The organism is Streptomyces sp. NPDC047043 (assembly GCF_040644055.1).
Taxonomy (GTDB): domain Bacteria; phylum Actinomycetota; class Actinomycetes; order Streptomycetales; family Streptomycetaceae; genus Streptomyces.
Map to the genome: position 1 here is coordinate 78189 of NZ_JBEYVO010000015.1, position 22615 is coordinate 100803.

Annotated in this window: 20 protein-coding genes and 1 pseudogene; 10 read left to right on the forward strand and 11 right to left on the reverse strand. The window is 71.4% G+C overall.

What is annotated here, in order from left to right; all coding sequences use genetic code 11:
* Window positions 1-97: 97 nt before the first annotated feature.
* Entirely contained in the window at window positions 98-748 is a 651-nt protein-coding gene (locus ABZ880_RS24070) for a chaplin (protein WP_361266377.1), read from the reverse strand.
* Between the two features lie 310 nt (window positions 749-1058).
* Here ABZ880_RS24070 and ABZ880_RS24075 point away from each other — a divergent pair, with 310 nt between their 5' ends.
* A complete protein-coding gene (locus ABZ880_RS24075; protein WP_361266379.1) occupies window positions 1059-2636 on the forward strand; it encodes an alpha/beta hydrolase in 1578 nt (525 codons plus the stop codon).
* Between the two features lie 6 nt (window positions 2637-2642).
* On the opposite strand, the gene ABZ880_RS24080 is transcribed toward ABZ880_RS24075, so the two are convergent.
* The gene (locus ABZ880_RS24080) at window positions 2643-3068 is read right to left on the reverse strand and encodes a MarR family winged helix-turn-helix transcriptional regulator (RefSeq protein ID WP_361266381.1); all 426 of its coding nucleotides are present in this window, start codon (window positions 3066-3068) and stop codon (window positions 2643-2645) included.
* Between the two features lie 65 nt (window positions 3069-3133).
* Between ABZ880_RS24080 and ABZ880_RS24085 the strand changes: the two genes are divergently transcribed.
* A complete protein-coding gene (locus ABZ880_RS24085) occupies window positions 3134-3571 on the forward strand; it encodes a PaaI family thioesterase (protein WP_361266383.1) in 438 nt (145 codons plus the stop codon).
* A 13-nt stretch (window positions 3572-3584) separates the two neighbouring features.
* Here the strand turns inward: ABZ880_RS24085 and ABZ880_RS24090 are convergent, their stop codons facing one another.
* Together ABZ880_RS24090 and ABZ880_RS24095 are read right to left on the reverse strand one after the other, a co-directional pair.
* Window positions 3585-4841 (reverse strand): arginine deiminase, encoded by a 1257-nt coding sequence (locus tag ABZ880_RS24090; protein WP_361266385.1) that lies wholly within the window; start codon window positions 4839-4841, stop codon window positions 3585-3587.
* Between the two features lie 27 nt (window positions 4842-4868).
* Window positions 4869-6296: a basic amino acid/polyamine antiporter gene (locus ABZ880_RS24095; protein WP_361266387.1), complete on the reverse strand. Its 1428-nt coding sequence runs from the start codon at window positions 6294-6296 to the stop codon at window positions 4869-4871.
* 153 nt (window positions 6297-6449) lie between these two features.
* Between ABZ880_RS24095 and ABZ880_RS24100 the strand changes: the two genes are divergently transcribed.
* Window positions 6450-7547 carry a chemotaxis protein gene (locus ABZ880_RS24100; RefSeq protein ID WP_361266389.1) on the forward strand — a complete coding sequence of 366 codons (1098 nt, stop codon included), beginning with the start codon at window positions 6450-6452 and terminating at the stop codon, window positions 7545-7547.
* 122 nt (window positions 7548-7669) lie between these two features.
* Window positions 7670-7867: pseudogene (locus ABZ880_RS24105) on the forward strand (zinc ribbon domain-containing protein); the annotation flags it as partial.
* 34 nt (window positions 7868-7901) lie between these two features.
* Here the strand turns inward: ABZ880_RS24105 and ABZ880_RS24110 are convergent.
* The gene (locus ABZ880_RS24110; RefSeq protein WP_361266391.1) at window positions 7902-8315 is read right to left on the reverse strand and encodes an SsgA family sporulation/cell division regulator; all 414 of its coding nucleotides are present in this window, start codon (window positions 8313-8315) and stop codon (window positions 7902-7904) included.
* A 443-nt stretch (window positions 8316-8758) separates the two neighbouring features.
* Here ABZ880_RS24110 and ABZ880_RS24115 point away from each other — a divergent pair, with 443 nt between their 5' ends.
* Window positions 8759-10168 (forward strand): SpoIIE family protein phosphatase, encoded by a 1410-nt coding sequence (locus tag ABZ880_RS24115; RefSeq protein ID WP_361266393.1) that lies wholly within the window; start codon window positions 8759-8761, stop codon window positions 10166-10168.
* Window positions 10169-10210: 42 nt separating this feature from the next.
* Here the strand turns inward: ABZ880_RS24115 and ABZ880_RS24120 are convergent, their stop codons facing one another.
* A complete protein-coding gene (locus ABZ880_RS24120) occupies window positions 10211-11701 on the reverse strand; it encodes a hypothetical protein (protein ID WP_361266395.1) in 1491 nt (496 codons plus the stop codon).
* A gap of 257 nt (window positions 11702-11958) precedes the next feature.
* On the opposite strand from ABZ880_RS24120, the gene ABZ880_RS24125 reads away from it, so the two are divergent.
* A complete protein-coding gene (locus tag ABZ880_RS24125; RefSeq protein WP_361266397.1) occupies window positions 11959-13101 on the forward strand; it encodes an aminoglycoside phosphotransferase family protein in 1143 nt (380 codons plus the stop codon).
* Window positions 13102-13367: 266 nt separating this feature from the next.
* Window positions 13368-15338: a peptidoglycan recognition family protein gene (locus tag ABZ880_RS24130; protein ID WP_361266399.1), complete on the forward strand. Its 1971-nt coding sequence runs from the start codon at window positions 13368-13370 to the stop codon at window positions 15336-15338.
* A gap of 6 nt (window positions 15339-15344) precedes the next feature.
* On the opposite strand, the gene ABZ880_RS24135 is transcribed toward ABZ880_RS24130, so the two are convergent.
* Together ABZ880_RS24135 and ABZ880_RS24140 are read right to left on the reverse strand one after the other, a co-directional pair.
* Window positions 15345-15842, reverse strand: coding sequence for a hypothetical protein (locus ABZ880_RS24135; RefSeq protein ID WP_142149023.1), 498 nt, complete (start codon window positions 15840-15842; stop codon window positions 15345-15347).
* Window positions 15843-16004: 162 nt separating this feature from the next.
* Window positions 16005-18884, reverse strand: a complete 2880-nt coding sequence (locus ABZ880_RS24140; RefSeq protein ID WP_361266401.1) for an AAA family ATPase — start codon at window positions 18882-18884, stop codon at window positions 16005-16007.
* Between the two features lie 322 nt (window positions 18885-19206).
* Here ABZ880_RS24140 and ABZ880_RS24145 point away from each other — a divergent pair, with 322 nt between their 5' ends.
* Complete coding sequence (locus ABZ880_RS24145) at window positions 19207-19641, forward strand: plastocyanin/azurin family copper-binding protein (protein WP_361266403.1); 435 nt, start codon at window positions 19207-19209, stop codon at window positions 19639-19641.
* 30 nt (window positions 19642-19671) lie between these two features.
* Here the strand turns inward: ABZ880_RS24145 and ABZ880_RS24150 are convergent, their stop codons facing one another.
* Complete coding sequence (locus ABZ880_RS24150; protein WP_361266405.1) at window positions 19672-20277, reverse strand: ABATE domain-containing protein; 606 nt, start codon at window positions 20275-20277, stop codon at window positions 19672-19674.
* 52 nt (window positions 20278-20329) lie between these two features.
* Between ABZ880_RS24150 and ABZ880_RS24155 the strand changes: the two genes are divergently transcribed.
* Both ABZ880_RS24155 and ABZ880_RS24160 read left to right on the forward strand, forming a co-directional pair.
* Window positions 20330-20641, forward strand: a complete 312-nt coding sequence (locus ABZ880_RS24155) for a pyridoxamine 5'-phosphate oxidase family protein (RefSeq protein ID WP_361266407.1) — start codon at window positions 20330-20332, stop codon at window positions 20639-20641.
* 24 nt (window positions 20642-20665) lie between these two features.
* A complete protein-coding gene (locus ABZ880_RS24160) occupies window positions 20666-20983 on the forward strand; it encodes a pyridoxine 5'-phosphate oxidase C-terminal domain-containing protein (RefSeq protein WP_361266409.1) in 318 nt (105 codons plus the stop codon).
* Window positions 20984-21268: 285 nt separating this feature from the next.
* On the opposite strand, the gene ABZ880_RS24165 is transcribed toward ABZ880_RS24160, so the two are convergent.
* Together ABZ880_RS24165 and ABZ880_RS24170 are read right to left on the reverse strand one after the other, a co-directional pair.
* On the reverse strand, window positions 21269-22174 hold the full coding sequence (locus tag ABZ880_RS24165) for a universal stress protein (protein ID WP_361266411.1): 906 nt from the start codon (window positions 22172-22174) through the stop codon (window positions 21269-21271).
* 131 nt (window positions 22175-22305) lie between these two features.
* Complete coding sequence (locus tag ABZ880_RS24170; protein WP_361266413.1) at window positions 22306-22548, reverse strand: DUF397 domain-containing protein; 243 nt, start codon at window positions 22546-22548, stop codon at window positions 22306-22308.
* Between the last annotated feature and the right edge of the window lie 67 nt (window positions 22549-22615).

The window sequence follows — 22615 nt, forward strand, 5'->3', positions numbered from 1 at the left end:
GGCCGTTGGCGGTCCACGGCCGCCGGACCGAACGGCCGCAGGCCCTGCCGGTCCCCCGGCCGGCAGGGCCTCCCCGTCCTGAGATGGGGCGGGACGCTCAGCGCGTCGCCCGCGGGCGGAAGCGACGGTGGACGGCGGCCCCGCCCAGGATCAGCGCGGCGCTCGCCACGGCGGCGGGCAGCGTCTGGTCGGTGCCGGTGTGGGCGAGGGAGGCCGCCGAGTGCCGCGGGGTGTGCCGGGCGGGTGTGGGCTGCGGAACCGTCCCGGAGGGGGCGGTCGGCTTCGGTGCCGGCTCGGTGCAGTGGCGGGAATGGCGGCCGGAGTTCCTGGACTCGTTCCCGGTGGCCGCGTTCCCGGCGCCGATCACGTTCGCGGTGTTGCCGCTGACGTTCACCGGTGCATGGACCGGGACCTGGACGACGTTCCCGGAGACGATCCCGGGCGAATCCTTTCCGCTGCCGTGGGCCTCGCTGCCGCGTTCCGAAGAGCCGCCGCCCTTGTTGGCGCAGCTGTTGCCCGCGGCCGGGTTGAGCAGCCCCACCACGTTCACGGTGTTCCCGCACACGTTCACCGGGACGTGCACCGGAACCTGGACGGTGTTGCCGGAGAGCACGCCGCCCGAGTCGGCGGTGGCACCGTCCGCGGAGGCCCCGTCGGCCGCAAAGGCGGCGGTCACCGGCATCGTCAGGGCCATCGCGCCCGAGGCAGCGGCGACGGCGATCACACCGTTTCGGGTAACCCTTCGCATAGGTTTCCCTGCCTTCCAGACATGGTCGCGGACAGGTGCCCGCGCCGAGGAAGCGGGCACTCGCCCGCACGGGATAAAACGCGGGCGAACCATCCGAGTTATGGCTTATCGGCCTTTCACCCCATCGAGCGGCACGTTTATCGAACTGGCAGCAAAACCGCCGCATACGCGCGGAGCGGTGCCAGGAAGGCGCACAGGGTAGGTCATGTGGTGCGATCCCGCTCGTCCGGAGGCGATGCCCGGAACGTCCGCTTATCGTGATCGAGGGCGCCGTTCCACCGGTCCCCGGCGGGCGCCCATGGAGGCATTGATGCTGGCCAAGCTGTCGAAGCGGCCCGCCATACGACGCTGCGCCGTCACCGGAGCCGTAAGCCTGACCCTGCTCGCCGCGGGGCTGCCCGCGGTGGCCTCGGACGGGCCCGAGCCGGACCTGTCGCGGTTCTACGACCAGAAGATCGCGTGGTCGAAATGCAGGGGCGAGGACATGCCCAAGGACCTTCAGTGCGGCAAGGTCACCGTCCCCCTCGACTACGCCGACCCGAAGGCGGGCACCCTCGACCTGGCGCTCGCGCGCTACCGGGCCACGGGCAAGAAGAGGGGCTCGGTGCTGCTGAACTTCGGTGGCCCCGGCGGTGCGGGCGTCCCCGAACTCGCCGCCGGCGGCGACGACTTCATGGGCCTGACCAACGGCTACGACGTGGTGACCTTCGACCCGCGCGGGGTCGGCAGATCCTCCCCGGTCAGCTGCGGCGACGGCACCGACGAGGTCTCGTCGGCGGCGGACGAGGACGCCGACATCAGCCATCCGCAGGCCGTGCTCGATCGGGTGCGCAAGGCGGCTGCCCAGTGCGCCAAGCACTCCGGACCCGTGCTCCCCCACATCGGCACGGTGAACGCCTCCCGCGACCTGGACGTGATGCGCCAGACCCTCGGCGACAAGAAGCTCAACTACCTCGGCTTCTCCTACGGAACCCGGCTCGGCGCGGTGTACGCGGCCCAGTTCCCCAAGAAGGTCGGCCGGATGGTGCTCGACGGCGTCGACACCCTGACCGAGCCGATGGCCGAGCAGGGTGTGGCGGGCGCCGAGGGACAGCAGAGGGCGCTGGAGGACTTCATCGACTGGTGTGCCAAGGACATCGCGTGCCCGTTCGGACAGGACCCGCGCGACGCCCGGGACCAGGTCGTCGGTCTCGTCGACTCGCTCGACGAGGATCCGGTGCCGAGCGACTTCGGCGAGGCGTTCTCCGGGCAGGACCTCGTCGGCGCCATCGGACAGGCGCTCTACAGCAAGGAGTTGTGGCCCTCGCTGGAACGCGCGCTCGCCCAACTCGTCGAGGACGGCGACACCCGCGGAATCATGGGCTTCACGGCCGGCGGGGCCGCCGTTCGCGGCAACGAGACGCCCGGGGCCGGCCTGGTCGACGAGAATGACGTCCCGCTCGACAATCTTCCGGCGGCGCTGATGGCGATCAACTGCGCGGACGATCCCGATCGCCCCGGCGCGGGCCGGATCACCGAGGACCTCGGCCGGCTGCGCGCCGAGTACGAGCAGGCGTCACCGGTCTTCGGCCGCTACCGCCTCACCGAACTCCTCATGTGCTACGGCCGCCCCAAGGGCACCGACTTCATCCGCGACAAGGTGCGTGACCTGCACACCGCGAAGATGCTCCTGGTCGGCACCCGCGGCGACCCGGCGACGCCCTACCGCTGGACCGTGGAGACGGCGAAACGGCTCGGCTCCTCGGCCGTGGTGCTCGACAACAGGGGCGAGGGCCACACCGGTTACGCCTCCTCCAAGTGTGTGCACCGCAAGGTCGACGACTTCCTGCTGTACGGCGGGCTGCCGCCGAGCGGCAGCTCCTGCGGCCCGGACGAGGACGACGACTGAGCCGGGTCAGGGCTCCCAGTACGCGAGCCGGTGCAGGGCCCCCGCCGTCGACACGAACCCGTCGTCGCCGAGCAGTTCCCGCACCTGCGCGTTGAAGCGGTCGACCTCCGGCTGCGCGGCGCGCAGGGCGGCGACCCCGGCCTCGGTCAACTCCAGCACCACGGCCCGGTGTTCACGCGGGTGCGTCTGCTTCAGCAGCAGGCCCGCCGTGGTCAGCCGGCCGACGAGGGCGGTGACCCCGGACTCGCGCAGCCCGAGGACGCGGGCCAGCTCCTGCTGGGTGATGCCGGGCTGCTCCTGTACGGCGAACAGCGCGCCGAGCTGGGCGGTGGTGACGCCGGCGGCGGCCAGGCAGCGCCTGTCCAGCGTGGTGCGCAGGAGGTGCGCGGACCGCTGCAGCAGGAAGAACAGACGCCGGTCGGGCTCGGACATGGGCCGATCTTGACAGAGGTCACCGGGCCGCGCCACCCTCACTTCACTGGTGAAGTGAGGTGGAGATGAGCGGGACGATGGATCTGGAGCTGGCCCGGAAGATCCTTGCGGAGCAGCCGTTCAGCAGGCTGCTGGGCGCCCGGGTGGCGGCGTTCGGTGACGGCGAGGCCACGCTCGAGCTGGACATCCGCGAGGAGCTGCTCCAGCAGTACGGCTTCGTCCACGGCGGGGTGCTCTCCTACGCGGCCGACAACACGCTGACGCTCGCCGCCGGCACCGTCGTGGGGGCGGGTCTGATCACCTCCGGCTTCACCATCGACTATCTGCGCCCGGCCACGGGCGCGTTGCTGCGCGCACACGCCCAGGTGGTACGGGCCGGCCGCACCCGGGTCGTCTGCCGCTGCGACGTGACCACACTCGACGCGAGCGGCGCGGAGACCCTGTGCGCGGTGGCCCAGGGCAACATCGCGGTGATCGACACACCGGACACGCCCCGGTCCTGAGACAAGCCCCGGATCAGAACTCGACCGGGTCACGCACGATCGGGCATGTCATGCAGTGTCCGCCGCCACGTCCGCGGCCCAGCTCCGCGCCCACGATGGTGATGACCTCGATGCCCGCCTTGCGCAGCAGTGTGTTGGTCTGGGTGTTGCGGTCGTAGGTGAACACCACGCCCGGCTCCAGGGCGACCGCGTTGTTGCCGCTGTCCCACTGCTGGCGCTCGGAGGCATACACGTCGCCGCCGGTCTCCACGATCCGCAGCTTCGGCAGGCCGAGCGCCTTGGCGACGACGTCGACGAACGGGGTCGAGCCCTCGTCGGTGATGTCGATGCCGGGCGCCCGGTCGGAGGGGCGCAGGGAGAAGGTGTGGACGCCGTCCATGATGGCCGGGTAAAGGGTCACCAGATCGCGGTCGGCGAAGGTGAACACGGTGTCGAGGTGCATCGCGGAGCGCAGCCTCGGCATGCCGGCGACGACGACGTGTTCCGCGGCGCCCTGCTCGAACAGCGCCTTGGCGACCTGGGTGATGGCCTGCCGTGAAGTGCGCTCGCTCATGCCCATCAGGACGACACCGCCCCCGACCGGCATGATGTCGCCGCCCTCGAACGTCGCCTGGCCCCAGTCGCGTTCGGGGTCGCCCCACCACACGGTGGAGCCCGCGTAGTCGGGGTGGAACGTGTAGACCGCCTTCATCAGCAGGGTCTCGTCGTGCCGGGCCGGCCAGTACAGCGGGTTGAGGGTGAGGCCGCCGTAGAGCCAGCAGGTGGTGTCGCGCGTGTAGAGGGTGTTGGGCAGCGGCGGCATCAGGTATTCGCGGACGCCGATCGACTCCCGGGCCAGCGCGAGGTATCCGGTGCGATATTCCTCCGGCAGGTCGCCCGTGGCCAGGCCGCCGATCAGGAACTCGGCCAGCCGCCCGGGTTCGAGGGACTCCAGATAGGCGCGCGTGGTGTCGATGAGCCCGACTCCGACCTCGTTGGCGATGATCTTGCGGTCGAGGAGCCAGTCCCGGGCACCCGGGACCGCCAGGGTCCGGGCGAGCAGGTCGTGCAACTCGACGACCTCGACGCCGCGTTCACGCAGTTCGTCGACGAAGTCGGCGTGGTCGCGCTGCGCGTTCTCCACCCACATGACGTCGTCGAAGAGCAGGTCGCTGGAGTTGGTCGGGGTGAGTCTGCGGTGGGCGAGCCCGGGCGCGCAGACCAGCACCTTGCGCAGCCTGCCGACCTCGGAGTGGACGCCGTACGCGGGACGGGGGTCTTGACTGGTCACGGTGCACCTTTCCGAGAGGCCGGCGGGTCAGAGGCTGATCCAACCCAGCGCCAGGGCGACGATCCCGATCACGGCGCCGACGGCCGAGACGGCGAGTACGACGAGTTCGCGCGGCGAGAAGAGTCTTCGGCCCTGTTCCCTGCGGGCCATGACGAACAGGGCGGTGGCGGGAGCGTAGATGATGAACGAGACGAGGACGAACTTGAACCCGGCCGCGTAGATGAGGAACGCGGTGTAGACCGTGGCGAGCCCGGCCACCGCCAACTCACCCTTTCCCGACCGGTTTCCGGCCAGGGCGATCCGCACGGCGAACGCTGCGGCCAGCAGGAACGGGATCAGGGTCAGCGCACTGGTCAGGTCCAGCGCGAAGTTGAACGCGTCGTCCGAGAACAGCGTGACGACCAGGACGATCTGACTGAGCAGGGTGGTCATCACCAGCGCGGGCACGGGCACGTCGGCCGCCGTGGAGCGCCTCAGGAAGCGCGGCATGTCGTCGTCCTTGGCGGCCACGAACAGCACTTCGGCGGCCATCAGCGTCCAGGCAAGATAGGCGCCGAGCACGGAGACGATCAGGCCGACGCTGACGAAGACCTTGCCCCAGGTGCCGACCGCGCTCTCCAGGACGCCCGCCATGGACGGCTGGCGCAGTTCGGCGATCTCACTCATCGGCATCAGGCCGTACGACACGATCGTGACCGACGCGAACACGGCGAAGACGCTCAGGAAGCCCAGGACGGTCGCGCGGCCGACGTCCTCGCGGCGCGCCGCGTGCCGGGAGTAGACGCTGGCCCCCTCCACGCCCAGGAACACGAAGACGGTGGCCAGCATCGTGCCCTTGACCTGTTGGAACAGGGATCCTGCGTAGTCGGCGCCGCCGAAGTTCTCGGCGAAGACGTGCGGCTTGAGATAGAAGAGCGCGAGAACGACGAAGACGAGGATGGGCACGACCTTGGCGACCGTGACGATCCGGTTGATCGCCGCCGCCTCCTTGACGCCGCGGCTGATGAGCAGGAAGAACAGCCACAGCCCCGCGGAGGAGAGCACCACCGAGAGCACGGTGTCGCCGTCGCCGAGCGCGGGCGCGATCGCGCCGATCGTCGACATGATCAGCACCCAGTAGGTCACGTTGCCGACGCAGGCGCTCGCCCAATAGCCGAACGCCGAGAAAAAACCGAGGTATTCACCGAAACCGGCCTTGGCGTACGCGTACACACCGGCGTCGAGGTCGGGCCTGCGCACCGCGAGGGTCTGGAAGACGAAGGCCAGCATCAGCATGCCGGTACCGGCGACGGCCCATGCGATGAGGGCACCCGCCACGCCCGTCTCCTGGGCGAAGCGGCGCGGGAGGGAGAAGACACCGGCCCCCACCATCGAGCCGACCACCATGGTGGTGAGCGTCGGGAAGGAGAGCTTGGCGGTGGCTGGGGCCCCGGTTTCCTGCTCGACCTGCGTCATGAAAGGCCCCGCGAGGGTCGGGCATCGGCGTTGATCGACGATGCGGAGAGCGCCATCCGGCGACCCGAGCGAGATTAGCAATGAATTGTCCCCAATGCCCGGCGTGGTTGGCCCCTAATGCCCGATCGGCGAAACGGTCCTATCGTGCTTGTTATGGAGCACGACCTGAGTCCCTCAACCCTGTCCGAGCTCCGGCGTCCGCGTGCCTATCCGGCCGTGTCCGTGCTGACGCCGACGCATCGCCGAGAGCCCGAAAACGCCCAGGATCCGGTCCGGCTGCGCAATGTGGTGGCCGAGGCCAAAAAGCAGCTGGAGGCCGACCCCTCGGTGACCCGGGAACGGCGCTCCGACGTGGTCCGTCACCTCGACCAGGCCCTCAGGGAGGTGGATCTGGCGCACGCCGAGGACGGCCTGGTGATCTTCGCCGCTCCGGGCGAGCACCAGGTGTGGTCGCTCGCCCGAACCGTGCCGGAGCGCGTGGTGCTCTCGGACACCTTCCTCACGCGCAACCTGGTCTCCGCGCACGCCGCCGAACGGCCGTTCTGGGTGCTGTCGGTCTCCCCCGACCGGGCCACCCTCTGGAGCGGCGGCACGGATCGCGTCACGGAGGACCGCACCGGCGGATTCCCCCTGACCAGGCGGCTGGAGAACTTCGACGCCGAGCGGCAGGAGCGCATCGGCGACATGCCGAGCACCTTCCGCGACGAGGGCACCCGCCACTTCCTGCGGGAGGCCGACGCCGCGATGGGCATGGTCCTGCGTGACCAGCCGCGCCCGCTGTACATCACCGGCGAGCAGGCGGCGCTGTCCGTGCTGGACGAGGTCGGCAGCGTCACCAAGGAGGCGGTGCACGTGCCGCACGGCGGTCTCACGCACGGCACGCCCGACGCCGTGTGGCAGGCGGTACGGCCGATGGTCGCCGCCGAGGCCCGCAGAAGCACCGACGCCGTGGCCCGGGAGCTCGAAACCGCCCGCGGCCGCAAGGCGTTCGCGGCCGGCGTCGATGAGGTCTGGCAGAGCGCCCGCGAGGGCCGCGTGCGTCTGCTCGCCGTCGAGGAGAACTACCGCGTGACGGTGCGCGACAGCCACGGCGACCACTTGATCCCGGCCGAGAGCGGCGACCTCGACTCCCGCGAGGACATCGTGGACGAGATCGTCGAGCAGTGCCTGGAGACGGGCGCGGACGTCCGGTTCGTGCCGGACGGGATGCTGGGCGACGCGCACGGCATCGCCGGCATCCTGCGGTACTGAGCGTGGGGTGAAGCACGTTCACCGGATTCCTCCGAGGATGCCCCGGCCTTTGGTCCGGGGAGGAATCGGAGTCCTGCGGAGCAGGACTGGAACAGCCCGCGCGGGGGTGAGCCGGCCCACAGATGGACTGCGCGCAGTGCGGAGCGAGAACCAAGCACGCACTACCTCTCTGCGAGAGAACGTATGCCTGCACCGCGTGCGGAGCCGTGTCCCCCAGGGACAAGAACTCCGCCCGCGTGATGCTGGTCCGGGCTGGTCTCAACCCGGCTGGTGCCGAGGGCGTAAGACCCACTGAGGCGCCGCCTCAGCGGGCAGCCTGAGCCAGGAATCCCCTCCCTTCAGGGAGGGGAGGATTCAAACGTTGCCGAACAGCGAGCTCAGCCCTTCCTCGACGGCCGCACCGATGTCCTCCTGCCCGGCCGCGACCACCGCGTACGTGCGCAGCAGGAACCGGCGCAGACAGGTGGTGTCGAACTGGAGCAGCGCCAGGCCGTGGGGCGAGTGGAACTCCACGACCGTGCGGTTGTCGCCGCACGGCCAGATGTGCACGTCGCCGCCGCCGGCCGGGCCGCGCAGCCCCTCCTCCAACAGGGCGCGGCCGAAGGCCCAGGTCACACCCGTGCCGTCGAGGGAGACCTCGGGCGGGAAGTCGAGGTGCACGGCCAGCGGGTCCGTGGAGACGTAGCGCAGCGTGGCGGGAACGGGCAGTTCCCGCTCGTCCGCCGTGATCAGACGGCCGGGGGCGGGCTGCTCGAGCGTGATGTCCATGGTCGGTCTCCACTGCGGTCGGAGGTCGGCCGGATTTCCGGTGTGCTGTTACGACCCCGCAGATGCCGTTTGCATTACGTGGAAGCGCTTGCGAGTTTATGTGACCTGCGTCACCTTCGACGGGTGCGACCCATCGCCGCCGCGGGGTTGATCCACGCCCACCGGATCCCGTAGAACAAGAAGTCGTCGAACACGCGGCTGAACGCCTACGGCAATCCCTCGACGACCCGTCAAATCACGTACGTCACCTACGACTTGACCTGCACGGTGAGGTACACCATTCGCACCGCACAAGCACTCCGTGAAGACTGTGGCATATGCCAGAAGCACCACCGTATCGTGTGTTGCCAAATCCCTTACAGGGCGTCGCGGGCTGTGCAAGAGTCGTAACGGTCCCTCGAGCCGTCAGCCCCGGTCGAACCGTCCCCGCATCGGAGTGCTTCATGCCGTCCCATCTCTCTGCGGATCGCCCAGCCGCCCAGCCGCCAGGACGCGGCTCGGTCGACGCGCTGATATCGCAGGCGCGACGGCTCAAGGGCGACGTGGACGCCGTACGGAGGGACGCGCACGGCGACGGTTCGGACCCGCAGGAGCGCTGGCAGCGCGCGCTGTGCGACCTTGCGCTGCACCAACTCACCGATCTCAATGCCCACTTGGCGCAGCTGCGGGACGGCCCGACGCCCGTGACCGCCGCGGAGGCGGCGCCCGCCACGCGGAGCGGCTCGCTGCTCAGCCGGGTCGGCAGTGCGGAGTGGAACCTCCTGACGGACGAGGCGAGTTGGTCCGGCGAGCTCTACCAGATCCTGGGCCGCGACCCCGCCGCTCCCCCGCTCACCCTCGACGAACTGCCGTCCGTGGTACTGGACGAGGACCGCGCGCAGCTGACGGCGATGGTCACGGACTGCCTCGTGGACGCCAAGCCCATCGACGGCGAGTTCCGCATCGTGCGCCCCGACGACGAGGTGCGGACCGTGCACATGATGGGCGAGCCCGTGCTCGACGCCGACGGCAGCACCGCCTCCATGTGGGCCGTACTGCGGGACGTCAGCGAACTGCGCCGCAGCCAGAGGGCGGTGAGCGAGACCCGTGACTCGCTGCAGCGCCAGCAGCACCGTGCGCAGACCGAGCACCGGCTCGCGGTCGAGCTGCAGGAGGCCGTGCTACCGCCGTGGCGTGGCTCCCTGCGGCTCCCGCACCAAGGCCCCGAGACGCTGGACCTGGCGGCGCACTATCTGCCGTCCTCGACGAGCGCGCTGATCGGCGGCGACTGGTACGACGCCCTCGAACTGCCCGACGGGCAGACCCTGTTGAGCGTCGGCGACCTCACCGGACACGGTGTCGTCGTCACCTCGGGCATGGCGACGCTGCTGGGCGCCGTGCGCGGCATGGCGATGGCCGGCACCGAGCCCGGGCAACTGCTGGCCCTGCTCAACCAGTTACTCGACGCCACCGTGCAACCGGCCCTGGGCAGCGCCGTGTGCTGCCGCTACCGGCCCGAGACCCGCACCCTGACCTGGGCGCAGGCCGGACACCCCGCCCCGCTGCTGTTCCGCGACGGGACGGGGCGCAGGCTGCAGGCACCCGACGGCGTCCTGCTCGGCGCGACCTCGGGCGCCGCCTACGAGCAGGTCCACGAGACCCTCGAGGCGGGCGACCTCCTCCTGCTGCACACCGACGGGCTGGTGCCCAGGCACGGCAGCACGGAGTCCGAAGCCGTGAACCCGCTCCTCGACCTGGCCCCGCGCTTCACCGAGGCGCGGACCGCACAGGACTGCGTACGGACGGTCGTGGAGGAGTTCGGCCGGGCCGAGCGCGCGGACGACGCGTGCGTGCTCGTGGCCAGGGTGATGTGAGACGCCAAAGCGGCGTGAGACTACGGCAGTTGCACGAACCCCCTATGCACGTGCGGTGTTGCCGCCCTTCGCCGGCCTCGGCAACGCCAGTTTGATCTCCTCTCGCAGCTCGTGGATCTTCGGGTAGCTGGAGTACTCGGCGGTGAGCCGGTACATCTGGCGCAGCCGGTCCCAGGTGCGGTGGGAGGAGTTGGATCCCATCGACATCAGGGCCAGGCGTGCATACCGGTCCGCCTGTTCGGGGTCGTCGGCGATGAAGCAGGCGGAGGCCATGGACAGGAAGTCGAAGATCTTCGACCGCTGCCGGCCGTCGACCCTGAGGGCGAGCGCCTTCTCCGCGTAGTGCTGGGCGTGCGCGGCCGCTCCGGGGTCGTGCTCGGCCAGCGTGCGGTAGGCCAGGGCCTGCATGCCGTACAGGTCCTCCTCCTTGAACATCTGCATCCAGCTCGGCGGCGGCACGTCGCCCTTGTCGGAGACGAAGAGGTCCTCCGCCCGGCCGAGGGTGCGCCGCATCGCCTGGCCCTTGCCCATGGAGGCCTGTGCCCAGGCCTCGATGGTGTAGAGCATCGCCCGGGTGCGCGGCAGCACCTCTTCGCCGGAACCGGACTGGGCGAGCTTCATCAGGTCGAGTGCGTCGTCGGGCCGGCCCAGGTGCACCATCTGGCGAGCCGCTCGGGAGAGCGCCTCTCCGGCGCGGGGCCGGTCGCCGCCCTCACGGGCCGCGTGGGCGGCGATGACGAAGTACTTCTGGGCCGTGGGCTCCAGGCCGACGTCGTGCGACATCCAGCCCGCGAGGACGGCGAGGTTGGCGGCGACGCCCCACAGGCGCCGCTGGAGATGGTCGGGGTGCCGGTAGGCGAGCATGCCGCCCACCTCGTTGAGCTGCCCCACGACTGCCTTGCGCTGCAGCCCGCCGCCGCGGGCCGCGTCCCAGGCGCGGAACACCTCGACCGAGCGCTCCAGTTCCTCGATCTCCTGCGACCCGATGGGGGCGGCCTCGTAGCGGTCGAACCCAGCGGGGTCGGCATGCAGGGGATCGTCGAATCGGGGAGCGTCGGCCCTGAGGGCCGGATCGGTGTGCAGCCAGTCGTGCATGGCGCTGCTGAGTGCGGATCCTGCGGTGAGCGCGACACCCGCACCCACCAAGCCGCGTCGGTTGAGCATGAGGTCCATTCCCGTGAATTCGGTGAGGACCGCAGCCGTCCGCTCGGGCGCCCACGGCACACCGTCGGGATGTTCCACACTCCCGGCGTCCTGCCGTTTCCCCGTACGCCCGTGCCGGACCAGACCGAGGTCCTCGATGGTCACGACACGGCCGAGACGCTCGGTGAACAGAGCAGCCAGCACCCGCGGCACCGGATCGCGGGGGATCTCCCCCATGTCGATCCAACGCCGCACCCGGGAGGTGTCGGTCGACAGCTGCGGATGGCCCATGGCCGCCGCCTGCCGGTTGACCAGCCTCGCGAGTTCACCCTTGGACCAGCCGGCCAGGCCGAACAGGTCCGAGAGACGGGTGTTGGGTTGTCCGCTCACGTCAAGCCCCCAGGTTCTCGGCTGAGTTGACAGTAGCCCGGTGAAAGATGCCGGGCGACTATTCGCCAGGGTTCGCCAGGGTGCGCCAGATGGTGTGCCACTGGGCATCGGGTGTCAGGTAGGAACGCGCCACCCCGACCCGGTCGCCTTCTGGAAACAGAGCTGGAAACAGAGGACGCATTCCCCAGGGTGCATCCAAGGGACCGGGCCGGGTAGCGCACAGACGTCGCAGGCACACGAAGGGATCTGTTTCGCCCATGTACGCAGCATCGTCCTCCGTGTCCGCCCCGCCCCGGTCGCTGCACCCCCGCCCGGCGGGCAGCGGCCCCTACCTCGACCCCGCCGCGCGCCCGGCGGCCCCGGTGCTCGGCGCGGGCCGCACGCGGCGCCCCGCCGGGCTCGGCACCCAACCGCTCAGCGGGAGACTCGACTTGTCCGGCCCTCAGGGCGCCCAGCTGCGTACGGCCATCGCGTCGGTGCACCGGATCTGTCCGGAGTTCGCTCCGGTGCAGGTGCTGCGCCGCAGTGGACGGTCCGTGCTCCTGGTCGGAACGACCGGGCGCAGCACGGCCGTCGCCAAGTGTTTACTCGACCACTCCCCAGTGTGGTCCGAGCGGATCCGCCATGAAATAGCGGCCTACCGCTCGTTCGTCAGGCACCGCCCTCCGGTGCGGGTGCCGAGGCTGATCGCGGCGGACCCGGACAACTGCACACTGGTCATCGAGCGGATGCCGGGCCGGGTGGCGGCACTGCAGCGCCACCCGGCGGAGGCCCCGCCGCGGGCGGACATCAGGGCGGCACTCGGCGCGATCTGCCGGCTGAACGCCTGGCGGCCACCGGCGGGCACCTTCGACGCCCCGCTCGACTACGCGGCCCGCATCTCGCGGTACCACGAGCTGGGGCTGCTCACCGACCGGGACATGGGCGACCTGCAGAAGCTGCTGCACGGCATCGCGCACTCGACGGGCCGGCAGGGCATGGGCCAGTTCTGCCACGGCGACGCACTGCTGTCGAACATCCTGCTCTCACCGGCCGGTCCAGTGCTGGTGGACTGGGAGCACGCGGGCTGGTACCTGCCGGGCTACGACCTGGCGACGCTGTGGTCGGTCCTCGGCGACGCCCCGGTGGCCCGCCGTCAGATCAGTCAGATCGCGCAGTCGGCGGGCCCGGCCTCGCGGGACGCGTTCCTGGTGAACCTGATGCTGGTCCTGACCCGTGAGATCCGTACGTACGAGACGGCCGTGCAGCGTTCGATGCACGAGATGACCCCGGCGGCACCGGGAGCGGCCCACCCCGGTGCTGCGCCGTCCGGCGAGGAACAGCGGCTGCTGCTGAGGCGGCTGCACGACGACTGCCAGCTGGCCCGTCGGGCCGTGCGCGCGGCGGTCGGCACTCGCTGACGGGGACGAAGGTCCGCGGTGTGCCCGGGACAGCGGCACACCGCGGACCTTCGTATGTCGCGACCTGCTTCCCTACGGCCACTGGTGTACGCCACTGACGCTGCGCAGGCCCGCACGCCGCCGCAGCGAAACTCCTGCACACTCGTGTTGACATGGGAAATCCCCTGCCTCTGGGCATGATTGACGGATCGTCGGCCAGCCGGTAACACAGACCCACCGACCGGCCCTGCACGCCCCGCCACGCTCGTCCGTCCCAGGAGGCTGCATTGCGAGGATCCGCCACCGCCCCCACGTCCGCACCCGGCCACAGACGCGCCCGCAGAACCGCCGGCGCCGTCGCCTCCGCGGCTCTTCTGCTGCCTCTGCTGGGCATGGCCCCGTCCGATGCGCCGCCCGCCACCGAGCGGCTGCAGCTGGCCTTCGCCTCTGCTGCCGCCGAGTACCACGTCCCGCAGAGCGTGCTGCTGGGCGTCTCGTATCTGCAGTCCCGCTGGGACGCGCACGGGGGCGCGCCGAGTGTGACCGCCGGCTACGGCCCGATGCACCTCACCGACGCCCGCACCGCGCTCGCCGCGACCTCGCACCACAGCGAGGGCACGGAGGACGCCCGCGGGGACTCCGCCCGCGCGGCCCTGCATCCCGACACCAAGGTGCCGCAGGACTCCCAACTCCCGGCCCGCCTCAAGACGTTGGCGAAGGCGGCCCAGCTCACCGGCATCCCGGCAGAGCGGCTGCGCAGCGACGAGACCGCGAACGTGGCGGGCGGTGCCGCGCTGCTGGCCGCCGCGCAGAAGAAGCTCGGCCTGCCGCTGAGCGAGGACCCGGCGGACTGGTACGGGGCGGTGGCCCGCTTCTCGGGCGCGGACGACACGGCGACGGCGGCGGCGTACGCGAACGACGTGTACGACGTGATCCGCACCGGCGAGCGGCGCACCACGGACGCCGGTCAGCAGGTCGCGCTGGCCGCCCGGCCCGGGCTGGCCCCCGAGACCGCACAGATCGCCAGGACCGGACTGCGCACCCTGTCCGACGACGGCGCGGAGTGCCCGAAGTCGGTGTCGTGCCAGTGGATCCCCGCCCCGTACGAGGAGTTCGGGGACAACGACTACGGCAACCACGACCTGGGCGACCGCCCGGCGTCACAGAGCATCAGGTACATCGTCGTCCATGACACCGAGGGCGCCTGGGACGGCGTACTGAAGCTGGTCCAGGACCCCACCTATGTGTCGTGGAACTACACGATCCGCTCGACGGACGGCCTGATCGCCCAGCACGTCAAGGCGAAGGACGTGGCCTGGCACGCGGGCAACTGGTACGTCAACGCCAAGTCGGTCGGCATCGAGCACGAGGGTTTCCTGGCGAACCCGGACGCCTGGTACACGGAGGCGATGTACCGGTCCTCGGCCCGGCTGGTGAAGTACCTCTCCGCCAAGTACGGCATCCCGCTGGACCGGCAGCACGTCCTGGGCCACGACAATGTGCCGGGACCGACCACGTCGACCATCCCCGGCATGCACACCGACCCCGGCCCCTACTGGGACTGGCGGCACTACTTCGAGCTGCTGGGCCACCCCTTCAAGCGGACCGCCGGCAAGAGCGGCGGGCTGGTGACGATCCGGCCCGACTACGCGACCAACCGGCCCCAGTACACGGGCTGTGTCACCGCGGGCGAGCCCTGCGCGGCGCACGGCTCCAGCGAGGTGCGGCTGTACTCCGACCACGACGAGCACTCCGCCCTGATCAAGGACGTCGGCCTGCACAAGGGCGCCGACTCGACGATCGACGTCAACGACGTGGGCTCACGGGTCTCCACGGGGCAGCAGTACGCGGTCGCCGACCGGTATGGCGACTGGACGGCGATCTGGTACCTGGGCCAGAAGGCCTGGTTCAAGAACCCGAAGAAGCACCCGACCGCGGTGAGCGCGTCCGGTTTCGTGGTGACGCCCAAGGACGGTCTGGACAGCGTCCCGGTGTACGGGCGTGCCTACCCGGAGGCCTCGGCCTACCCGGCGGGAGTGCCCGCCCAGGCGGTGGCCCCGCTGCCGTACACCCTGCCGAAGGGGCAGAAGTACGTCGTCGGTGACAAGGTGCCGGGCGAGTACTACTACGCGGTCACCTTCACCACCGACTCGCACCGGGTCGTGGCCGGCAAGGACCTGTACTACGAGATCCAGTTCGGACACCGGGTGGCGTTCGTGCGCGCCGCGGACGTGCAGGTGCGGCCGTCGGTGTCGTAGCCGGGATCAGCCCTGCTGGAAAAGCTCCGCCGGGAGCGGCTTCAGCAGGGCGTACAGGTCGTCGGTGATGGGGCGGTCCCAGGCGGCGATGGTCACCAGGACGTTGTCGCTGCGGTCGAACTGGACGCAGGAGATACGGCTCTCGGAGAGCTTGAGGCGGCGCACGATCAGGAGGTTGTCGCCCTGCATGACCGGCATGTCCTCCACGCCGACGACGGTCACCTCCTCCTCGTTCTCCAGCGCGAGCAGCAGCTGGGCCACCTCGAAGGGGATCTCACCCTCGGCGACCTCGCGGGCCGGGGAGCCCTCGGGGAGGTTGCCGATGATCATGGCGGGGCCGCGGCCGCCGAAGAGGTCGTAGCGCAGGAAGACGCCCTGACAGCTGCCGTCCGGGGCGGGCAGCAGCCCGGCGCCGAGATTGCCGGGCCAGTCGCCCGGATCCATGGCCAGGACGTCGAAGTCGGGGCCGGCGGGGGTCGCGCTGCGGCGGCGGAGGAACGACATGTCGCCCATGGTACGTGCTGCCGTTCGGCGATGTGCGGGAGGTCACGGGGCCGCGGGGGGACACGCTTCGTCCTTCGTGTGCGGGTCGTACGGGGCTGGTCGCGCCCACCCGGCGGAGCCGCACATGGACACCGCCCCGCGCCCCTTTTGGGGCGGCCGGCCTCAGGTCGGCTTCAGCGCCACCGTCAGCCCAGTGATCTCGGTTCCCATCTTTCGGTAGACCGCGGAGAGCAGGCGCACTGCTGTCGGCTCGTCGATGTGCAGCTCTCTTGCGATCTCCGTCTCGGTACGGCCCTCGGCTGCCAGGTTCGCGGCGACGCGTTCCCTCGACGTCAAGGTGTCCGTCTCGGTGCTGTGCAGGCGGCGCGGGCGCAGGCCGGCGGCGGCGAGTTCGTCGCGGGCGGCTTCGACGAGCCCGTCGGCCGAGCACTGGACGGCCGCGTCCAGCCCTCGGTAGAGGTACTCGGCGGCCTCCCTGGCGCGGCCGGTACGGCGAAGCTCCGTGCCGAGGGCGACCAGGGCGCAGGCGAGTTCGTAGGCGGCCGGGGAGCGCTCGAGGTGGGCGACGGCCTCCTCGAGGTACTTGATGCGGGCCGACCCCGAGGAAACCTCGGCGGCGACGCGCAGGGCCTGGCCGACGGCGGACGGCGCGCCGAACTGGCGGGCGCGGGCGACCGCTTCGAGGGCGGTGGCGACGGCGCGTTCGGGGGTGTCGTGGGCTTCTGCGCGGGCGAGGTGGAGCTGCCAGGGGCACCAGGCCGGGTTGCGCATGCCGCGCGGTTCCAGGCGGCGGCCCGCGGCGGCGAGCTCCTCCGCCGCCTCCTTGGTCAGGCCGCGGGCCAGCAGCAGTTCGCCGTGCACGGTCTGGGCGTCGGGGAAGACGACGGCGGCCGGGAAGGGCGCGCAGAACGAGTAGTGGTCGCCGGTCTCGGCGGCCTCCGTGACCCGGCCGCGGGCCAGCAGCACTTCGATGAGGATGCCGACCGCGTACCAGTGGGCGGGGGTGCCCGGGCCGACGCGTTCGGCGAGCCTGAGGCCGGCCCGGACGAAGTCCTCCGCCTCGGCGAGGCGGCCGCGCCGGTAGCGGACGTAGGCGAGGAGCGTGTAGGCGAAGGAGAGGTGGGCGCCGCGCCAGCCCTGGCGTTCGAAGTCGGCGATGCCGGTCGTGAAGAGCTCTTCGGTGCGGCCGGGGCGGTCGGCGTACATGAAGGCGAGGGCGACCAGGACGGGCACCTCGAAGCCGCGGTCGGGTTCGGCCCAGCCGAGGCCGCCGGCCAGGGCGCGTTCGGCGTGGTGCAGGGCGACGTGGGAGGGTTCGCCGCGCAGGATCGCGTCCCAGGTGCGCAGGCCGATGATGTAGCGCTCGGTGAGGTCGCGGCCGCTGAGGCGGTCGGCGAGTTTGGCCATGCGCCGGGAGCGGGAGGGGTGGTCGGGTTCGTCGGCGCGGAAGGCGTCCCACATGAACTGTTCGGCGACCATGCGCAGCTTGACGCGGGCGTCGTCGGTGACGCGGATCTCGCGGGCGAGGGTGTCGGAGGCCTCGGCGAGACGGTCGCTGTGGGCGAGGACCTGGGAGAGCCGGTAGACGATGTGGTGGCGCAGGTCGCCGTCGGTGATGGGTTCCTCGAGGGCGGCGCGCAGGTGGTTGACGGTGGTGGCGGGTTCGGTGAGCAGGGATGCGGAGCCCAGTTCGTACAGGACGGCGGCGCGGTCGTCGTAGGGCGGGGGTTCGCGCAGGGCGCGGGCGAGGTAGCTGCGGGCGGCGTCGGGGGCGCCGGCGCGGAGGGTCTCCTCGGCGGCGGCGCGCAGTTGCTGCACGACCCAGTTGTCGCCGTCGGGGTGGGTCTCCAGGAGGTGGCGGGCGGCTGCGGAGGGACCCTGTCCGTCGTTGATCACGCACCAGGCGGCCTGCCCGTGCAGGGCGACCCTGACGCCGGGCGAGATGGCCCGGTAGACGGCGGTGGCGATCAGCGGGTGGACGAACTCCAGGGTCTCGGCGCCGGTGAGGATGCGGGCGCCGCGCAGCGCGTCGGCGGCGTCGGCGGCCTCCTCCTGGCCGAGTCCGGCGACGGCCGCGGCGAGGGAGGGCCGGATCTCGGTGCCGAGGACGGCGCAGGCCCAGGCGAACCGCACGGTGGAGGTGCCGAGCCGTTCGAGCCGGGCGATGAGGCCGCTGCCCTTGACGGCGGCGGCGAGGTCGCGCAGCAGGTGGGCGCCGGTCTCGGTCGGGGTGACGCCGCGGTCGCGCACCTTGGCGATCAACTCGACCGTCTCGAAGGGGTTTCCGGCGGTGACGGCCCAGCACTCGCGGCAGAACGCGTCGTCGGCCTGCGCGCCGAGCGCCTCGCGCACGAGGCGGCCGACGGCGGCGGCGCTCAGCGGTTCCAGGTCGAGGGGGCGTCCGCCCGCGCGCCCTGGTAATCCCTTGAACGACTCGGCGTGGTCCGGGAGTTCGTCGGGGCGGTAGGCCACGACGACGAGCAGTGGGAGTTGTTCGGCGCGGGGTGCGAACGCGGCGAGCCAGCTGAGGGATTCGGCGTCGGCCCAGTGGGCGTCGTCGAGGACGAGGACCATCGGCGCGCGCAGTGCGGCGAGATGGGTGAGTACCCAGTCGAGGCCGTCGCGCAGGCCCTGTTGGTCGGGCGGGGCGCCGCCGGTCGGGGCGCACAGGCCGAGCGCCGGGCCGACGATGTCGTACCAACTGCCCAGCGAGGACCGCAGATCGCTCTCCGCCGAGCCGGCGAACTGGGGCTGCAGCAGCTGACGGGCGACGTGGAAGGCGACGCGCTGTTCCTGGTCGCCGCCGCGGGCGGACAGAACGGTGCAACCCCTGGCGGCGGCGCGCCGGCGGACCTCGGCGAGGAGGGTGGTCTTGCCGATGCCGGCGCGCCCGGCGAAGGCGAGGAGCGCGCCGCGGGGGCGGTCGGGAGACTCGGCGCCGTCCCTGCGCAGGCCGGTGAGCTCCGCCAACGCCTCGTCGACGGCGGCGAGTTCACTTTCCCGTTCGAAGATGGTTCGGCTGCTCCACACGCGCTGCCCCATGGTGTACCCCCTGCCACGGTGGTACGTCCGCGCGGGGAGCGGGCGCGCACCGTGACCTACAGGCACCTCAGCGTACGCCTCGCGGAGGTCGCGCGACTCGGTTCGACCGTTACTGGCCACCAACGGGTGAGGGCCGCCTCCCGTGCGCAGGTATGCCGGTCCGGTGACCGGCATCCGCCGGGCGGGCGGAGTGCGCGGCCGGCCGGACTGGACCGCCCTGAACACCGGGGCATGACCGTCCGTATCCCCCATAGAGGGCCTCTCGCGCCAGACACGGACAAGCCCGACGACTCGCGGGCAGGCCCCGAAGGGGATGAGCCTCATGCCACGCACTGCGCGCAAGGCCCGCACGACACGTATGACACTGCTGATGACCGCGCCGGCCTTCTCCGCCGTCCTCGTCCTGGCCGCCTGCTCCAGCGGGGGCGACGGCCAGGGAAGCAGCTCGTCCGGCTCCGCCGCGGGCAAGGCCGGATCGGGGACCCGGGTGACCGTCACCGAGACCGACTACGGGCTGAAGCTCTCCCGGTCGTCCTTCACGCCGGGCACCTACACCTTCGTCGCCGACAACGCCGGCAAGGTCACGCACGCCCTCTCCATCGACGGCCCCGGAGTGGAGGACGCCAAAACCAAGAACATCCAGGACGGACAGCAGGCAACGGTCACGGTGACCTTCAAGAAGGGCACGTACGAGCTGTACTGCCCGATCCCCGGTCACAAGCAGCTCGGGATGGACACGCACATCCAGGTCGGCTGACCCGGCCGGCACTCCGGCTCGGACCAGCCGTCACGCCTGCGCTGTCGTCTTGTGCCGTTCGTGATGCCGGGCGACCCGGGCACGGTTGCCGCAGGAGGGCTTGCACCACTCCTGGCGCGGGTGCTCCTTGAGGAAGTAGCGCACACAGCGCGGCGCGTGGCAGGCGCGCAGCCGCTGCCGGTCGGGGCTCGCAAGGAAGGCGATCACGGCCTGCGCCAGGGCCGAGGAGAGTTCGTCCGCGCCTTCAACTGCCTTTCTGTGTACGACGGGTTCGGCGTCGTCGGCCCAGTGCAGCACGGGGACGGTCGGGGTGCGGGCGGCCGCGGCGTTGAGGCGGGCGACGGCTTCGGGCGCGGGCAGGAGGCGGGCGGCGTCGGCGGGGCTGGGTGCGGCGGGACGTACGGCGCGGGCGAAGAGGGCGCGGACGGCCGCGCGCAGATCCCGTACGGCGGCCAGGTGCGCGTCGTCGGCGACGAAGCCGGCGGTGTCCGGCAGGGCCTCGGGGTGCGCCTGGACCCAGGCGGTGAGTCCGGCCGGGTCGGTCAGGTCGTCGGCGACGCCGCCATGTCCGTCGTGGCGGATGGTGAGGGCAAGGTCCAGGGCGAGGCGGGCGTCCCTGATCAGCGATTCCGGCATGCGGCTAATGATAGGTTCCAATTCATCCATTAGCTGCCGAGGGAGAGAGTTCATGGAGGATCTCCGTGAGCTGCTGCACGGTCTCGAGGCGTTCGCCGGGGAGCTGCCTGCCTCCGATCCGGTCGCCACGCCGGGGACTCCGGTGGAGTTGTTCACCGAATGGCTGATCACGGCGGCCGAGGCGGGTGCGCGCGAGCCGCACGCGATGACGCTCTCCACGGCGGGCGCGGACGGGAATCCGACGGCACGGACGCTGATCCTCAAGGGCGTGGGTCCCGACAGCTGGCAGTTCGCCTCGGACGGCGGCAGCACCAAGGGCCGTGACCTCGCCGCGCGCCCCTTCGCCGCCCTCACCTTCCACTGACCACAGCTGGCGCGCCAGGGCCGGGTGCGAGGCCCCGTCGTCGCCGCGGCGCCCCAGGACAGCGCCGCCGACTTCCTGGCGCGGGGCGTCGGCGCCCGCGCGGAGACGCTGCTCGGCCGCCAGTCGCAGCCGCTCACGGACCTCGCCGAGCGGGACGCGGCGGTCAAGGAGTCCCTGGTGCGACTGGAGGCCGAGCCCGGCCTGGTCGCGCCCGGCTGGACGCTGCACTCCGTTCGGCCCGAGTCGGTCGACTTCTGGCAGGGCGACAAGGAACGCCTGCACACACGGCTCGTCTACCTGCGCGAGGAGGCGGGCTGGCGGAAACAACTGCTGTGGCCGTAAACCGATGCAGCCGTCTCGAGGTCGGGCGCGCATCCCGGCTGCGGCAGCCGGGCACGGCTTCGGCGGCGGCGCCGACCTGGCACCGCGACAGCCGCCGCGACAGTCGCGAAGCCGGTCACGCCAATCGCGGATACAACCGCCCCACCGGGTGCGACCTCGACGACGGCACCGGACCCGGCGCCACCGCAGTTCTGACCGCGGGCCATTGCGGCTGTCCCGCCGGGCGGCTCTCGCCGTCCCGCGACTGCGGCACCCGGGCCGCTGATTCGACGGTCGCCCCGGGCCCTACTCCTCCCCCGGCCCGGGCGGAATCACCGCCACCGGTGCCGCCGCGTGCAGCAGCACCGCGTGGGTGACCGAGCCCATCATGCGGGCGGGAGCCGACAGACGGCGCCGATGGCGGCCCACCACGACCAGTTCGGCGTCCCTGGAGGCCGCGACCAGCAGGCCCGCCGCGTCGCCCGGCATCGCGTAGGCGTCGGCCCGGACCTCGGGGTGGTTCTTGCGGTGCGGGGCGAGGAAGCCCTCCGCCAGGGCCCAGGTCTCGTTCTCCACGGCGCTCTGGTCGACCGCAGGCGGGACGAGTTCGCCGGGGGCCGCCCAGCTCTGGAGCGGCCAGGTGTAGGCGGCGATCGCCTGGAGGCGGGCGCCGCGCAGTGCTGCCTCGGTGAAGGCGAAGGCGAGGATCGCCTCGTCGGGGCTGTCCACCTGCAGTCCCACGACCACGCGGGGGCCGGGCTCGACCGGTGCGTCGCCGTGCACCTCGCGTCCGGGCCGGGGCACCACGACGACGGGGCACTCGGCGTCACGGGCGGCGGCCAGACCGTTGGAACCGAGCAGCAGGCTGGCGAATCCGCCGCGGCCGCGGGAGCCGAGCACCAACAGCCGTGCGGTGGAGCCCAGTTCGGGCAGCATGGCGCCCGGTGCGCCCTCCAGGCCCAGATACTCCAGGAGCGGCAGGTCGGCCCGCCTCTGCAAATACTCACGCACCCGGTCGAGCACCGGATCGGCGTCCGAGTCCGGTGGCCCGGCGACCAGCACGCCGGGCTGCGCCCACGCGGAGTACTGCCGTACGTGGACCACACGCAGCGGCGCCTCGCGTCTGCGGGCGTCGTCGAGGGCCCAGTCCAGGGCGCGCAGGCTGTCGTCCGAACCGTCCACCGCCGCGACGACCGGCAGGGTGCTGCTCATGGGCTTCCTCATCTCCGGAAGACGACCTTCCCTTCCCGGGGCCAGCCTCGCTCAGGCGTCGGCCCGGGAAGGGTGCTGAAGGTCGCGTGTCCGGAAAGACGGGTGGAACACCCCCCGGATCGCCCGTCGGATCAGGTCAGGTCGAACTCTCCTTCCCGCGCCCCCGACACGAACGCGCCCCATTCCGCGGGCGTGAAGATCAAGGAAGGGCTTTCCGGGCGGCCGCTGTTGCGCATCGCGATGAATCCCTCGACAAAAGCGATCTGGACATCCCCCAGGCCACGGCTGCTCGAGTGCCAGTCGGCGGTGCTGAGGTCCAGGTCAGGCTTGTCCCAGCCCGCAAGCGGGTGCTGCTGGATGGTGCTCTCGGCCACGTCCGTGCTCCTCCCGATTCGTCGTCCGCGGCCAGCCTAGCGATCGGTTTCTGATGCCAACAGGCCA

Excerpts from the sequence above, each read along its gene's own strand:
- ABZ880_RS24085 (WP_361266383.1), top strand. The coding sequence starts at position 3,134 with ATGAGCGGGACGATGGATCTGGAGCTGGCCCGGAAGATCCTTGCGGAG.
- ABZ880_RS24140 (WP_361266401.1), bottom strand. The coding sequence starts at position 18,884 with ATGGGGCAGCGCGTGTGGAGCAGCCGAACCATCTTCGAACGGGAAAGT.
- ABZ880_RS24095 (WP_361266387.1), bottom strand. The coding sequence starts at position 6,296 with ATGACGCAGGTCGAGCAGGAAACCGGGGCCCCAGCCACCGCCAAGCTC.
- ABZ880_RS24125 (WP_361266397.1), top strand. The coding sequence starts at position 11,959 with ATGTACGCAGCATCGTCCTCCGTGTCCGCCCCGCCCCGGTCGCTGCAC.
- ABZ880_RS24165 (WP_361266411.1), bottom strand. The coding sequence starts at position 22,174 with ATGAGCAGCACCCTGCCGGTCGTCGCGGCGGTGGACGGTTCGGACGAC.
- ABZ880_RS24145 (WP_361266403.1), top strand. The coding sequence starts at position 19,207 with ATGCCACGCACTGCGCGCAAGGCCCGCACGACACGTATGACACTGCTG.
- ABZ880_RS24155 (WP_361266407.1), top strand. The coding sequence starts at position 20,330 with ATGGAGGATCTCCGTGAGCTGCTGCACGGTCTCGAGGCGTTCGCCGGG.
- ABZ880_RS24075 (WP_361266379.1), top strand. The coding sequence starts at position 1,059 with ATGCTGGCCAAGCTGTCGAAGCGGCCCGCCATACGACGCTGCGCCGTC.
- ABZ880_RS24100 (WP_361266389.1), top strand. The coding sequence starts at position 6,450 with ATGGAGCACGACCTGAGTCCCTCAACCCTGTCCGAGCTCCGGCGTCCG.
- ABZ880_RS24110 (WP_361266391.1), bottom strand. The coding sequence starts at position 8,315 with ATGGACATCACGCTCGAGCAGCCCGCCCCCGGCCGTCTGATCACGGCG.
- ABZ880_RS24135 (WP_142149023.1), bottom strand. The coding sequence starts at position 15,842 with ATGTCGTTCCTCCGCCGCCGCAGCGCGACCCCCGCCGGCCCCGACTTC.
- ABZ880_RS24070 (WP_361266377.1), bottom strand. The coding sequence starts at position 748 with ATGCGAAGGGTTACCCGAAACGGTGTGATCGCCGTCGCCGCTGCCTCG.
- ABZ880_RS24150 (WP_361266405.1), bottom strand. The coding sequence starts at position 20,277 with ATGCCGGAATCGCTGATCAGGGACGCCCGCCTCGCCCTGGACCTTGCC.
- ABZ880_RS24080 (WP_361266381.1), bottom strand. The coding sequence starts at position 3,068 with ATGTCCGAGCCCGACCGGCGTCTGTTCTTCCTGCTGCAGCGGTCCGCG.
- ABZ880_RS24115 (WP_361266393.1), top strand. The coding sequence starts at position 8,759 with ATGCCGTCCCATCTCTCTGCGGATCGCCCAGCCGCCCAGCCGCCAGGA.